The 13,352-nt window shown below is 37.7% G+C and carries 8 protein-coding genes; 2 read left to right on the forward strand and 6 right to left on the reverse strand.

Annotated elements, in window-relative coordinates; translation table 11 throughout:
* Nucleotides 1–47: 47 nt before the first annotated feature.
* The 3 genes from GVN22_RS17965 to pgi all read right to left on the reverse strand — a co-directional run bounded on the left by GVN22_RS17965 (nucleotide 48) and on the right by pgi (nucleotide 3,672).
* On the reverse strand, nucleotides 48–878 hold the full coding sequence (locus GVN22_RS17965) for a phosphatase PAP2 family protein (protein ID WP_166552393.1): 831 nt from the start codon (nucleotides 876–878) through the stop codon (nucleotides 48–50).
* A gap of 62 nt (nucleotides 879–940) precedes the next feature.
* Nucleotides 941–1,720, reverse strand: a complete 780-nt coding sequence (locus GVN22_RS17970) for a prolyl oligopeptidase family serine peptidase (protein ID WP_205690946.1) — start codon at nucleotides 1,718–1,720, stop codon at nucleotides 941–943.
* Nucleotides 1,721–2,025: 305 nt separating this feature from the next.
* On the reverse strand, nucleotides 2,026–3,672 hold the full coding sequence (pgi, locus tag GVN22_RS17975) for a glucose-6-phosphate isomerase (protein ID WP_166552394.1): 1,647 nt from the start codon (nucleotides 3,670–3,672) through the stop codon (nucleotides 2,026–2,028).
* A gap of 399 nt (nucleotides 3,673–4,071) precedes the next feature.
* On the opposite strand from pgi, the gene GVN22_RS17980 reads away from it, so the two are divergent.
* On the forward strand, nucleotides 4,072–4,269 hold the full coding sequence (locus GVN22_RS17980) for an MbtH family NRPS accessory protein (protein WP_166552395.1): 198 nt from the start codon (nucleotides 4,072–4,074) through the stop codon (nucleotides 4,267–4,269).
* 470 nt (nucleotides 4,270–4,739) lie between these two features.
* Here GVN22_RS17980 and GVN22_RS17985 read toward each other — a convergent pair whose 3' ends face one another.
* Both GVN22_RS17985 and GVN22_RS17990 read right to left on the reverse strand, forming a co-directional pair.
* Nucleotides 4,740–5,978: a DUF819 domain-containing protein gene (locus tag GVN22_RS17985; RefSeq protein ID WP_166552396.1), complete on the reverse strand. Its 1,239-nt coding sequence runs from the start codon at nucleotides 5,976–5,978 to the stop codon at nucleotides 4,740–4,742.
* A gap of 338 nt (nucleotides 5,979–6,316) precedes the next feature.
* On the reverse strand, nucleotides 6,317–8,197 hold the full coding sequence (locus GVN22_RS17990; protein WP_166552397.1) for an SPFH domain-containing protein: 1,881 nt from the start codon (nucleotides 8,195–8,197) through the stop codon (nucleotides 6,317–6,319).
* A gap of 261 nt (nucleotides 8,198–8,458) precedes the next feature.
* Here GVN22_RS17990 and GVN22_RS17995 point away from each other — a divergent pair, with 261 nt between their 5' ends.
* Nucleotides 8,459–11,761, forward strand: coding sequence for a UvrD-helicase domain-containing protein (locus GVN22_RS17995; protein WP_166552398.1), 3,303 nt, complete (start codon nucleotides 8,459–8,461; stop codon nucleotides 11,759–11,761).
* A 306-nt stretch (nucleotides 11,762–12,067) separates the two neighbouring features.
* Here the strand turns inward: GVN22_RS17995 and GVN22_RS18000 are convergent, their stop codons facing one another.
* Nucleotides 12,068–13,309, reverse strand: a complete 1,242-nt coding sequence (locus tag GVN22_RS18000) for a hypothetical protein (protein WP_166552399.1) — start codon at nucleotides 13,307–13,309, stop codon at nucleotides 12,068–12,070.
* Nucleotides 13,310–13,352 lie beyond the last annotated feature (43 nt).

The following is a 13,352-nucleotide window of genomic DNA, read 5'->3' on the forward strand; positions in this document are numbered from 1 at the left end:
GTTAGAAATCCTTCGTACAGCACAAATTCACCATTCACAACTCACCACTAAAACGCCAACGTAGCAGCAACGCCACCAAATTGAGGAGAATAGATAGGTTGAAAAGTCAAGTTTTTCTTTTGTTGTAATCGTTTATGAAATTCAGGAACGAGAATGCCACAAATAGCCCCTGATACAAAACCTGTAATCACATCTGATTTAAAATGCTTACCAGCTTCTGTTCGGTAATAGCCCACCAAGGCTGGCGGAATGGCAGCAAGTGTAAATAGGCCTATTCGTTTCAAACCTTTTATTTGATGATAATCAGTATAAACCTTTGCCAAGAAAAAAGTCGCTGTTGAGCTAAATGAAACGTGTCCACTAAAAAACGAGTTACTTCTTCCATCTCCCATTTTTTCCTCCGCAGTCAAATTAGGATTGTAAGTCAAGGGGCGTGGTCGACGAATAGAATACGCCGCACCGAAATACAGAGCATTATCTACAGCATGGCTCATCATATACATACTCAGTAAATCGACCCAATCTTTTCGGATATTTTTATCAAGCATCAATAGCGCTGGACTTACCAGCGAAAGATTCAAGAACAAGTCAGAATTCTTCTCGGCAGAGGCAAAATTGGCAGGATTTTTAAACGCAATCGGTCTATCAAAACTATTCAAATCATTGGGATTTAGTTTTAATATATCCTCTTTTGATAAATTCGCTACCTTATCTAATTGACGAAAACCAAAAAAAGATGCCACTGTCAATCCAATGCCTGCGGTTAACTCAATTTTGGGTTTTACAAAATAGATTTTTTGATGCGCCAATGAGTCATTTTGTCCAAATGATGGTGCAACTAACGATACAAGGAATAGAATCGAAAAAATTATTCTCATAATAAGTGAATTAAAATCATATAACATAAGCCTTGTCGTATTGAGCATTTCAGACAAGCAAATTATTTCTTATGCTCAAACAACCAAGATAATAGATTTGGTTCAGCAAATGCGTTATCCCAGCTATTATGATTAACATTAGGGTATTCGGTATATTTCACTTCTTTGGCTTCCAAGGCACGCAAAGCCGCATACATATCTCTTGAATAGCCAACTTTTACGACACCATCAGCATCGCCATGAAAAATCCATACAGGAACAGTTTGAGCATATTTTTTGGCCCAAGTCAGATTGGCTCCTCCACAAATTGGCACGGCTGCGGCAAATAATTTTGGATTGCGAGCAATTGCCTCAAATGTTCCCATGCCGCCCATCGACAAGCCCATGATATAGATACGATTTTTGTCTACTTTTTCAGTTTTACTGATTTGTTTTACCAAATCTACTGCGGCAGCTAAAGGCCAGTTAGGTTGTTCGTTATAGGTAAAATCAATATCTAATGGAGACTTACTTCTATCAATTTTAACAGAAGCCCAATAACTATCTGTAGGACATTGTGGAAAAATAACAATGGCAGGAAATTTCTGGCGATTTTCTGGACTCAAAAATAATTTAGAACCATGTGTCAACTGCTTTTCATTATCGTTGCCACGCTCGCCTGCACCATGTAAAACTAATACGATAGGATATTTTTTTGAGGCATCGTAATTCTCTGGAAATAAAATTCTGTATGGCAATATATGCCCTTCTTTATCAGTAAAGGTTCTTTTCTCAAAAGTTTCAGCTTGAGAAAAACCCTTTATTGATGATAATAATAAAAATAAGTTGAGAAGATATTTCATAATTGTTTTTGGGGTTTGAGTGAAAGGAAGGTATCAGTTAATAGAACAAAACGAATAGACACTATGCAGTGCCCTAGCATTTGCAAGTTACAAATAACAAATTGGAGAATTTATCTTGGACTATCACTCTTCAATTACTAAAATTTAGTTTTAACAATAATCAATCAAAAAAGGCGGTCAAAAACAAATTTCGACCGCCTTTTTTGAAGCTATAATTCCAGTTGATATATCCTTAGACGCAAACATTGCGTCTCTACTCGTAAAAAATCAATCACTAAATCACAACTCGCGCAATCACTAAATCACTATCTCCAAGCTTTGTATGCGTTAATCAAACCATTAGTTGAAGAGTCGTGCGAGGTAATGCTATCTTCCGAAGCTAATTCTGGCAAAATTTTGTTCGCCAACTGCTTACCTAATTCTACGCCCCATTGGTCGTAGCTGAAGATATTCCAAATAACTCCTTGTACAAAGATTTTGTGCTCGTACATTGCTACCAAGCTACCCAAAGTGCGTGGAGTCAATTTTTTGAACAAGATAGAGTTAGTTGGTCTGTTTCCTTGGAAAACTTTGAATGGTGCTAGTTCAGCAATTTCCTCAGCAGATTTACCTGCTTTCTCAAATTCTGCTACGACTTCTTCATACGTTTTGCCGTTCATCAATGCTTCAGTTTGCGCAAAGAAGTTCGACAACAATAATTGGTGGTGATTGCCAATCACATTTTGAGATTGTGCAGGCGCCAAGAAATCACAAGGAATCAATTTTGTACCTTGGTGAATCAATTGATAGAAAGCGTGCTGACCGTTTGTTCCTGGCTCACCCCAGATAATTGGACCTGTTTGGTAGTCTACGGCTTTTCCGTCACGACCTACATATTTACCATTCGACTCCATATCTCCTTGTTGGAAATAGGCTGCAAAACGGTGCATATATTGATCATAAGGCAACAAAGCATGAGAATCAGCATCGAAGAAATTATTATACCAAATACCTACCAATGCCAAAATCACGGGGATATTTTCGTTGAAATCTGTAGTTCTGAAGTGCTTATCCATGGCGTGAGCACCTTCTAACAATTCAATAAAGTTTTCGAAACCAATAGAAAGGACAATCGATAAACCAATAGCCGACCACAAAGAGTAGCGACCACCAACCCAGTCCCAGAACCCAAACATATTGGCAGAGTCGATACCGAATTTAACTACTTCTTTTTCATTAGTTGAAATGGCTACGAAATGCTTGGCAACAGCCTCTAGCGAACCTCCATTTGCTACAAACCAATCACGAGCAGAGTGTGCATTGGCCATAGTTTCTTGTGTTGTAAAAGTTTTAGAAGCAATCAAAAACAAGGTAGTTTCTGGATTAACTTTCTTTAAAACCTCTGCAATATGAGTACCATCTACGTTAGATACAAAGTGTAAATTAAGGTGATTTTTGTATGGTTTCAACGCCTCTGTTACCATTACAGGACCTAAATCCGAACCACCGATACCGATATTTACAACGTCGGTAATAGCTTGATCTGAATAACCTTTCCAAGCACCTGAAATAACTTTTTCAGAAAAGTCTTTCATTTTATCCAAAACAGCATTTACCGCTGGCATCACATCTTCACCACCAACTGCGATAGGCGTATTTGAGCGATTGCGTAGCGCTACGTGCAATACAGCACGGTTTTCTGTTTTGTTAATCAAATCTCCTGTGAACATACGTTCGATGGCATCATCCAATTCACATTCGTTCGCCAAAGCAATCAAAGCTGCTTTTGTTTTTTCGTTGATAAGGTTTTTAGAATAATCAACTAAAATGTCTTCAAAACGGATTGAGTATTTCTCGAAACGCTCTGAATCGGCTGTGAAAAGTTCTTTAAGAGGTGTTTGTTCGACTTCAGCTTTTAATTTTGTTAAATGTTGAAAGGCGACAGTTTGGTTGAACGGGACAGATTTAAGCATGATTAGTCTTTAAATTTATAAAAAGGAATTGTTGGACAAAAGTACGAAAACCAGTTATAAGATACCGAAAAAAATAGTTTTTTAGCTTTGGTAATTTTTATTAGGTGTAAAATAAGAACAGAATTGTCCAAAACCATGGTCATATCGTCAAAATTCTGGAATGATACAGACATATTACACTTCTTCTGTTAGCATTGACTGTCAAATGTTTATGGAATAATTTTCTCAATTATATACAAAAATCAAAGCTCTTCACTTCAATACCTATCTACAAAATATATTTTAACCATTTATTGATAATTATTTAATAGTTTTTTTGCTACTTATGTAATTTTTTCTTGATTTTTTTGTTATATTTATAATTCGCATTCTAATCACTTTACGTAAATAAGTGCTGCAATGAAACAAGAAACAATCTATCAGGTGATTTGTGATGGTCATATTCATACCATCATTCCTGCGGAAAACGATGTTCCAGCAGGTTGGAAAACAACAGGTCGTATGGGTACAAAGGATTTGTGCCTAGAATATATCGACGAGGTAATGAGGAATTCGATCGTTTCTTATTTGAGGAACAGAGGTAATTGTACCTACTAGAGTAAAGAGTGGTTTGTGGTCGTATAAGAGAGAGTATTTTCAAAAGCTTTTTACGAATCCATGTTTCACTCCTCAACATTTCAAGATTTTTTACGATTTTTTCCAAATAACAAAGGGTTCCAGCTTCGGCTAGAACCCTTTTCTTTTAGATTTAGTCGGCTATAGGCGGATGGCAATAGGTCTCTATAATCTACTAATAAGCACACTTCATCACACAATTTTACCAACAAAACTTAAACTTAAGTCCAAGACAATCAATTATTAACGTACCATTAGTACCGTACGAAGGTTTAAATTTTGTTTTTTAAATAAAATTGCAGTTGGCAACTTTTCCGATTGCCCAACTCAACATGGCAACCACAAGGGTTGCCACTACTACAAAAATGCTATCGATAAAAATACTTGTGAACAAAATAAAATCCTTCGTACACTTCTAATTCACAGTTCACTAATTCACCATTCAAAAATCACTAAATCACTAAATTATTCACCCATTGCATCATCAAACCTGTGAGGTAACCACAATACGTGCCCAAGGCATAACCTAATATTGCCAGCAAAACACCTACCGAAGCCAAAGAAGGATGAAAAGCCGCAGCTACTACCGACGCCGAAGCTGCACCACCTACGTTAGCCTGAGAGCCCACAGCCGTGAAAAAGAAGGGAGCTTTGACCAGATAAGCCGCCAATAAAGTAAAGCTTGCATGAAAAAACATCCAAATAAGTCCAATCAGAAATAGCTGAGGTTTGTCTAACGCCGAAACAACGTTCATCTGCATACCGATAGTGGCGATGAGGATATACAAAAAAAGCGACCCAAATTGTGATGCTCCCATACGTTCTATCTGACGAGCTTTAGTTTGTGATAATCCCAGTCCAAACAGCGTAACCAAAGAAATCACCCAAAATGATGAAGAAGTAAGACTGAATTTCTTTAAATCAGGATAATGCGTTTCGATAAACGGTACAATCATGTCAGCACAGGCATGTGCAACTGCTGTAGTTCCAAAGCCCACAAACAAAACCATCATCAAGTCTTTCACGCTCAAACTTTGTTGTTGATTGGCTGCCTCTGCCTCCATTTTTTGCTTTACTTCCTCCACTGCTGACGTATCTGCGCCAAGCCATTTGTCTAATTTGGCACTACGAGCTACCCCAAATAGCAATACTGCTAGCCACAATTCAGCAGTAATCACATCAACGGCAATTGCCTGAGAAAAGACCTCTGGACTAGGTTGAAAAACTTCCTTCAATGCTGTCTGATTGGCACTTCCTCCTATCCAACTGCCTGCAATGGTGGCTAATCCTCGCCATACGTCTCCTGCTAGTACTTCTGGCCATATCGTTTTGACTACCCAAATTGAAACAGGGCCACCGACCATCACACCCAAGGAACCCGCCAAAAACACAATTAAAGCTTTAGGACCTAGTTTTTTAAGTGCCTGAAAATCGATACTTATGGTAAAATAGACTAAACAGGCTGGCAACAGAAATTTCGAAGCTACAGCATATAATTTAGATTCTTCTCCAGAGATAATATGAAACGAATTGAGTAAACCTGGCACAAAATAGCAAACCAAAATACTGGGAATAATTTGATAAAACTTTTGCCAAAAAGAAGACTTAATACTTGAGGTATAAAAGGTAAAAGCAATAATTCCAATAAGTAAACCAAAAACAATGGCATCGTTTGTAATGAGTGTCTGCATAGAAAATGGAGGTAAGTAGGTATTCTGTTAAAGAGCAAATTAGGGGATTATTGCGAAACAGACAAGTATCCAGATTTCTTTCAGCAGCTTCCTTCTTTATTTTTTCCAATTGAAAAACAGGAAAAAGTATCAAACAAACGTTTCATGCTAGTTTTTTGAAATATACCTAATAATTAGTATTGTAATCAATCTGAAAGCAGAATAAATTTGGTTTAGCATTCAAATGTAATGCTATATCAATTAGAGACAACAAAATACCACTTATGTTGTGTGTATGAAACACCGACCGCAAAATTGCCAGTCGGTGTTTTTAGTTTCATAGTTTTTATTTCTGAAAATTATTCAGCAGGATTTTCTTCATTCTTTTGTTTTTTAGTCATCTCTTCCATCAATTTCAACCCTAAAAGTCCACTTAAAGGACCCCCTTGTTCGTTGTTTCCACCTGTTATCAAAATATCAGGCATAACTTTAATTTTTTCTTTACCGATACTTTCTGTGATTTTTAATTGTGTGAAATTATCGCCACCCATAGCTGATACTTGTAACTGATACGACTCTGCTTCGGCTTTACCAATAGCCAGAATTTTCTCAGCCTCAGCATTACCTGTTTTGCTAATTTTTTCAGCTTCAGCAGTTGCCAACAATTTAACTCTCTCCGACTCGGCACTGGCTTGAAGTTTTACTCTTTCCGCCTCTGCACCAGCTTGTAGTTTCAAACTTTGAGCTTCCCCTTGTGCCTTTTTCACAGCAGCATCTGCAACCCTTTCGGCAATAACTACACCTTGGTCGGCTTTTACAATATCTTTCTGAATATCCGCAATCGCCGTTTCTTTCTCTAATGCCTGACGGGTTTCTTGCGCCATTTTTTGGGTATCATAAGTTACTTTTTGTTCTTCAGCTAACTTACGATCGGTCAATGTTTTCATCAAAGATTCTGGCGGAACGATATCCCCGATCAGCGTATCTACGGCATTTACATTGTATTGATTGAGTACTTCGGCAATATACTTACGTGCAGTATCTTGGCGTTCGGCACGAGAGCCCAAGAACGAAATTACATCTGAATCCTGTGCTGAATTTCTGAAATAGTTACCAATCGTTGGTTCTAGCACCTGACTAACCAAGTTGTTCATATTACCAAAACGAGCAATTACTTTGGGTGCTTCATAATTAGGAATATGAATGATTTGCGAAACATCCAAATTAAATGGGAAACCATCTTTAGAACGCACTGTAATCGTCGAAAGGTTTTTATCCAACTGATGGGATTCAGAACGGGCACTCGCCCAGTTTAATACCAAGTTGGTCGTTGGCACCAATTCGATTTTTTGCACATAGGTATTCAAGGGATATTTACCTGGTCCAAGAGGTTCGTTCCAAACTCCTTTGAAACCTTTTTCCACAATATTGCCATGCTTAAACTCGGTTCCGCTTATATCTACGCCGTCTTCGCCTACATACGAAATCACAACCCCAACGTGTCCAATCGGAATCTCGGTCATGTGGATTTCTTCGACACGGGCAAACCACGGATTAAGGTTATACGAACCCGCTAGGATTACTTGCTGTTGCAAACCTTTATTACCTCCAGCATTCAAAAACTGGTCAGCATCTTGAAAGTTATTATGCCCATCGATAGGCTTACCCGAAATTTGTCCGACAGGAATCGACGCACCATCCATTGTGGTGATAATTCCCACCATATTCTCCTGAATTTCGGTGATGTCTGTAATTTCTATTTCAAATAAAAGCGTGTTTATGCGGTAAGAACCCGCTGTGATTACGGCAGTCTGTCGACCTTTTCGACCACCAATTTTCAAAAATGCTTCAGCATCTTGAAAACCATCGCATTCGACCTTGCGAGCTAAAATACTGCCTGTTTCTAATTCTTTACCATCACGTGCCAAAACCAACCCAATTTTACCTGTTGGCACTACGGTAAGGGGTTGTAATACGACATCGTACTGCCAAATCCAAAGCCAAAAATAAATCCCTGGCGCTAATGGTTTTGCTTGAAAGCCAGCCTCTCCTTCGGTGGCAAAAATCCTGCCTTCGGGCAAAGATTTTTTATCGCCAAATAAGACAAACTTCTTGGTTACTAGACCAATACGGTCTTCTGGAACAATGATAATACCCAATAAACGGAAAATGAATTTGTAAAAAATGAGGCAAAGTATGGGTATCAAAATCACCACATACGTAGAATAGGATGCTAACATTGAAGTATATATGTTATGTGAAAGTATCAAACCGCTGATTAGCAGTGGTTCACATGCTAAATTTGGAGGGAAGTCAGACTCGTTATACTGCTTTTGTGAAGAATGGTAGGCGGTTAGGATAAAAGGAGCTTTTTGATTTTATCCTAAAAATACCTTTAAAATCTGAATATTTTTTCAGTTTTCGTTTTAGAAAAATAGCCTAAATATTTCTCTAAATTTGTATCTCCAAAATGTACCTCCTCAGCTTTAACAGCAAAACTTATGACGGATTTTTTGAGTGCATCACAGCACGAAACATATTTTAAAATATATTCTTCCTCGGCAGGTTCGGGGAAAACCTACACTTTAGCAAAGGAATACATCAAACTAGCGCTTCGTTCCAAATCTCCTTGGTACTTCAACCATATATTGGCAGTAACATTTACTAACAAAGCAGCGGGCGAAATGAAAGAGCGTATCTTGAAATATCTCCGTATTTTTTCAAGTAACGATCCGCAAGAACAAGCGACAGAACAAGGACTTTTTAATCAGATTTTAGAAGAATTACAACAAGAGGGTATCGAGATAGACGACGTTACCTTACGTGCCCGTGCCTCCGCTACTTTCAAGCATATCATACACGAATATGCTAACTTTTCGGTTTCGACGATCGACTCCTTTGTTCAGCGAGTGGTAAGTGCCTTTACAGAAGAATTAGGTTTTCCGTTCAATTTTGAGGTAAACCTCGATTCTGAAGTGCTATTAGATGCTGCTGTTGAGCAATTGTTACAAAAAACCAATACCGAAACCTACGAGCAAATTACCGAGGCTATCAAAAGTTTTGCCTTAGACAAAGCTACCGATGGTCGTTCGTGGAATGGTATCAATGATGAGATTGCCAATTTTGGTCGAGATTTATTGAATGACCAATTTCAAGAACATATTGAAAAATTAGGCGCACTAGAGCCTCTGGATTTTCTAAAAATTGAACAGCAACTCAAGGATTTTAATCAAGGTGTCGAAAAACATATCAAAGAAATCGTGGCTATTGCGCTTGAAACTGCCAACGAAAATGATTTGACGGTAGATGATTTTCCATTCAAAAAGTCTGGTCCGTTTGGATATTTTATTCAATTGGCAAACGGTGCTGATATTTTTAAAGAACCTGGCGCTCGATTTTTGAATGCTTTGTCCGACAATACTTGGCATGCCAAAAGTACAACCAAACCTATCGCTGCCACTATCATGGGTATTGCCGATACGCTAACTGATACAGGAAACTTTCTATTAGAGGCGCAAAAGCGTTTAAAACCAAGATTTTTGCTTTATCGAGAAATCTTAAAGCAAATCAAAAAACTCGCTTTGTTGAGCCAGTTGAAAAAAGAAATCGCTGCTATTCAGGACGAATCGGGACAAATCCATATTTCGGAATTTAACCGTAAAATCCTTGAAATTGTCGTCAATGAACCTATTCCATTCATTTACGAGCGTTTGGGCGAACGATATAATCATATTTTGATAGATGAATTTCAGGATACTTCTACCCTACAATGGCATAACTTTTTGCCTTTGATAGAAAACGCCCTTGCCAGCGGGCACTTTAACTTGGCTGTGGGTGACGCCAAACAATCTATTTATCGATTCAGGGGCGGCGAAATGGGTTTGATTGTCAACCTGCACAAAAAGCAAATTGATGATTTGACCAAACCTATTGCCGACGATACCTTTTTGGTAGAACGCTATGAGAGTATTCGTCCCTATATCAAGCCCGAAAATTTGAATACCAATTACCGAAGCTCGGCAGAAGTCATCAGCTTTAACAACGCTTTATTTGAAGCCATCAAAGTTGACCCTGAGTATTTGGCAATAGCACCAAGTTTGCCGAGGGTTTATGACGAATATTTTGCGCAAAAAGTACCTGCAAAACCTTTGGAGGGTGGGCATGTACAGGTTGATTTTATCATAGGAAAAGAAACTGACCGCTTGATGATTGAAAAAGTTGAGCAAATTCTGGAAGAAGTACTTGCCATTGGATACAAGCTCAAAGATGTAGCCGTTTTGTGTCGTAGAAATAAGGATTCTAAGATCATCGCTAATGCACTGAAGGAACGAAATATCGATGTAATTTCTTCCGATTCTTTGAGTTTAGCCGCTTCAGACGCCGTCAATTTAATCATGGCGATTATGAAAGTAGTACAAAATCCAGATAATGCCCTTGCCAAATATGAAGCCGTGTATTTGTACTATCGAGTGGTTTTGCACAAAGTTCCTAATACCCAAGAAAACAAGATTATCAAAGAAACCATCGAGAGTCGTGACATCTTGAAGTTTTTTGATTTAATTGATAAAAGCCTTGTTCCCACTGCCCTACAGCAAATGAGTTTGTACGAAATTGCCGAAAAGTTATTACAGACTTTCGAGCTTTTCAAACATGACAAAGAACTTGACTTTATTTTCCGATTCTTGGATGTTGTCATTGAGTTTCAGCACATGAAAAGTACTCACTTGACCGATTTTATCAATTATTGGGAAAACAAAAAAGAAAGCCTTTCGATTATGTCTCCAGCGGGGCAAAATGCAGTTACGGTAACGAGTGTACATAAATCTAAAGGTTTGGAGTTTCCTGTGGTCATTATTCCTTATTGTCATTGGTCGATTGACACAGGACTTAATTCTTCTCGTTGGTTTGGGTTAGAAGACGAAGGACTTTTTGAAGAATTAATCGTCGAACAAGCCGAAGAGAATATTACCAAAGCCCTGACAACAGCACCGCTCAAAATGGTCAAGGAGTTAGAAAATACGCATTTGGTAGAAGAATATCGTGCTGAGAAAGAAGAAACGTTTCTTGAGAGTTTAAATATGCTCTACGTAGCGCTTACTCGTCCTAAGGATAGGCTATACATGGTGGTCAAAAGAGATAGTAGAAATCTCAATAAGACTATCGGTGGCTTATTGCTCCGCTTTGTAGATGGCGAAGGAATACCTCCTGAAGAACCCTTTACGAAGGTACTATACGAAGGGTTACCAAAGGTCTTAAAACCCGAAAAAGAGAAGATTGCTCCTACGATGATTATTCAAGAAATCGTTACTTCAGAACGTAGTCAGACGATTCAGCTAAAACAATCGGCGGAAAGACTATTCGACTTAGAAACTTTCGAAAAAAGTAAAGATTACGGAAATAAAGTTCACGCAGCTTTTGCCAAAATAAAAACTAAGAAGGATATAGACAGCGCTTTGGCAGATTTACAGCGTGAAGGATTAATAGTCGAAAATGAGCAAGAAGAGTTAAAAGTAACCATTCAAAAAATCATTGATTTGCCAGAAATCAGTCCGTTTTTTGAAGTTCCAGAACGTTTTATCAGAAATGAAAGAGAAATTCTAAGACCCAATCAGTCGCCATTACGCCCAGATAGAGTAATCAAAATGGGCTCAAAAATCGTAATTCTGGACTATAAAACAGGTTCAAAAAGTAATAGCCACAAATACCAAGTCAAAGACTATCAGAAAATATATCAAGCCATGGGATATACCGAAGTAGAAGGATATCTGGTATATCTCGAAACCATGGAAATAGTAAAAGTTTAGGAATATTTCTGATGAAATGATGGAAACACTTTTGTCGAATATCCATAGCTAATTGCATAGCTTAAATCAGGTCTAACAACAAACATGAGTCATCCCGAATTTTAAGATTGGGGTTATCATCCAAGTTTTCATCAAAAAAGCGGTCGGAAAATATTTTTCGACCGCTTTTTTGATGCTACTATGCTAGATTTGCTCAGCTTAAGACGCAATCATTGTGTCTCTACTGCCAGAATACAAATTTTAAAATAATCACTCATTCAATCGATAAATCACTAAATTAGGAATGACTCATGTTGGTTTTAGACCTTATAATTTCTTCATCTCCTTATATGCATACTTCATCCAATAAATCACTCCAAAGAAAATAATCAACTGGAAAATATACTCAATGACAAACTTGATTTGTAGGAAATAAAACCAATTATAAAACGGTTTTCCAATTCTAAACCAAAGAGAAGGTTGTAAAACGGCTGCCGTTTGAATGATAAAAGAATAGACAAAAAACTTTTTATCTTCAAAATTGACCAATCCAAAAAGCATTGGCATGGCATAGATAAAAATATAATTTGAGTACGCTCCTATTTGAAATATCATCATTACGCCAAAAATACCGAGCCAAACAAAAGGTACAAATTGTTTTAATTCAAGATTTTTGAATTTGACTGCCTGCCAAGACGAAACCCCGACAATCACAAAAAGTCCAATCCAGTTTAAAATTCTAATATTAAATTTGGCGATTAATTCGCCGAATATCGGATAAGTTATCGACCAAACATTAGGACACATTGGCTCTTGTGCGAGTTGGATTGGCATCAAAAAAGCAGTGCCTCCATGCAAATACAAGAAAGCTAATGTAGGGATTCCTAAAGCCGCCATTCCCAAAATAAAATTCCAGCGATTACTCAGTTTTAGAAAAATGGGAGGTACAAAAAGCACAAAAAATGCTTTTGTAACGATTAATCCTAACGCCACAATCACTCCCAACACAAAGTCTGATTTACCTTTTAACCATACCCAAACCATCAAACAAGCAAATCCCCACATCCAGATATCTTCTTGTCCACCAATAACACAAAATATAAAAGGTGCAGGAAAACACAAATAAATCAAAGATTTAAACAAAACTTGCCCATTAGATAAACCATTGCGGTATGTCTTCATCGTTAGAAGCAAAATCAAGAGCTCAACGATAATCATTAATAGCGTTAAGGCTCTAGCTGTGTCCCAGAAAACTAGCGGAATAGCGGTAATATAAGCAAACAGTGGCGAGTACAATGAAGGGAAGTCTCGGTAAACAATACCTAAGTCTTTTGCCTTCTGTGCCGAGTGCCAAAAAATCTGCACATCAGACTGAGCATCAAAACTGAAATATAGATATACGACCAAAAACGGAAGTATCCTAAATACAATAGCTAACAAGGAAAAAGAAACAGTTTTGCCTACACGGTCAAAAAATGATTCGATTTGTGGTCTGAACCTAAATGCCAGCCATGCAATCAAACAGAGGCTTAAAGAAATATATGTTTTGTTGTAAATAACTTCGTACATAAAGAGATTGTTGGTGGATACTTCCTCAGAAATGCTAACACTA

The sequence above is a fragment of the Cellulophaga sp. BC115SP genome (assembly GCF_009905545.1).
Classification (GTDB): domain Bacteria; phylum Bacteroidota; class Bacteroidia; order Cytophagales; family Spirosomataceae; genus Flectobacillus; species Flectobacillus rivi.

What these genes read in the sequence shown, in the direction of transcription:
- GVN22_RS17965 (WP_166552393.1), bottom strand. Translation starts at nt 878, where the DNA reads ATGAGAATAATTTTTTCGATTCTATTCCTTGTATCGTTAGTTGCACCA.
- GVN22_RS17970 (WP_205690946.1), bottom strand. Translation starts at nt 1,720, where the DNA reads ATGAAATATCTTCTCAACTTATTTTTATTATTATCATCAATAAAGGGT.
- pgi (WP_166552394.1), bottom strand. Translation starts at nt 3,672, where the DNA reads ATGCTTAAATCTGTCCCGTTCAACCAAACTGTCGCCTTTCAACATTTA.
- GVN22_RS17980 (WP_166552395.1), top strand. Translation starts at nt 4,072, where the DNA reads ATGAAACAAGAAACAATCTATCAGGTGATTTGTGATGGTCATATTCAT.
- GVN22_RS17985 (WP_166552396.1), bottom strand. Translation starts at nt 5,978, where the DNA reads ATGCAGACACTCATTACAAACGATGCCATTGTTTTTGGTTTACTTATT.
- GVN22_RS17990 (WP_166552397.1), bottom strand. Translation starts at nt 8,197, where the DNA reads ATGTTAGCATCCTATTCTACGTATGTGGTGATTTTGATACCCATACTT.
- GVN22_RS17995 (WP_166552398.1), top strand. Translation starts at nt 8,459, where the DNA reads ATGACGGATTTTTTGAGTGCATCACAGCACGAAACATATTTTAAAATA.
- GVN22_RS18000 (WP_166552399.1), bottom strand. Translation starts at nt 13,309, where the DNA reads ATGTACGAAGTTATTTACAACAAAACATATATTTCTTTAAGCCTCTGT.